Source organism: Paludifilum halophilum (assembly GCF_002245355.1).
GTDB classification, from domain to species: Bacteria; Bacillota; Bacilli; order Thermoactinomycetales; family DSM-45169; genus Paludifilum; species Paludifilum halophilum.
In genome coordinates this window covers 1-448 of the sequence record NZ_NOWF01000082.1, presented here as the reverse complement: position 1 = coordinate 448, position 448 = coordinate 1, and the positions used below count along the sequence as shown (strand labels likewise).

Genomic DNA, 448 nt, shown 5'->3' with positions numbered 1-448 from the left:
AGTAACGTGGATGCCGCTATGTCGTACAGCTCAATGTCTCCGTCTTTCGTTCCGACAACAACAATCTTGTCACCAGGCAAGAAAGCGCAGCAAAGTGCATAGCCACATTCAAGGGTACGCAAGCAATTTTGCGTCTTGACGTTCCAGATCTTGAGTCCACCACTCGACGCGGATGCCAGCATGCGATCATCGGAGCTGAGTGCGAGCGCCCGTACATCGTTTCTGTGAGCGGAGAGTTCGACGGATAGTGTGCGGCTGTACTCGGGTGCTGCCTCGCTCTTTGTCTTGCTTCGTTGGGGTATCTCGTAAACGTCAATAAGGTTGTTGTTGGTACCGATCAGTAGCTGCAGCTTCTTCGTTCCTTTGATGTGCATCCATGCGACCGATCTTACTTTTCCAGCTGTCCGTACGGTAACGTAAGGTACGAAGACCTCGCCTATCTCAGCAT

At 51.8% G+C, this 448-nt stretch carries 1 protein-coding gene; it reads right to left on the bottom strand.

What is annotated here, in order from left to right:
* Positions 1–374, bottom strand: a 374-nt coding sequence (locus tag CHM34_RS20455) for a WD40 repeat domain-containing protein (protein ID WP_141201786.1), incomplete at its 3' end; no start/stop codon positions are given.
* Between the last annotated feature and the right edge of the window lie 74 nt (positions 375–448).